Source organism: Chitinophaga sp. GbtcB8 (assembly GCF_019091455.1).
In the GTDB taxonomy this organism is placed as follows: Bacteria; Bacteroidota; Bacteroidia; order Chitinophagales; family Chitinophagaceae; genus Chitinophaga.
The window spans coordinates 1-240 of the sequence record NZ_JAGXJN010000355.1; the positions used below are offsets into that span (position 1 = coordinate 1).

A 240-nucleotide genomic window follows, 5' to 3' on the forward strand; every position below is an offset into this window, starting at 1 on the left:
TTGACCACACCATTCAATTGATATTTATATACACCTGCCGTTGTAAGCCCCGACACAGTGGTAGAGGAGCTGGAACCCAATGGAGTAGCAATGGTACCGGCAGCCGGGCCGGAAATTATTTTCCATACATACCTTACAATACTCCCATCCGCATCTGTAGTAAGGCCGCCACTCAACGTGGCTACCCCGGAGCTGGTGCAAATTGGTGTATCGTTGCCCACGCTAGCTATGGGAAGGACA

The 240-nt window shown here is 50.8% G+C and carries 1 protein-coding gene; it reads right to left on the bottom strand.

Translation table 11 applies throughout. The features are described from left to right. Positions 1-240, bottom strand: a 240-nt coding sequence (locus KVT36_RS32075) for a hypothetical protein (RefSeq protein ID WP_217607493.1), incomplete at both ends; no start/stop codon positions are given.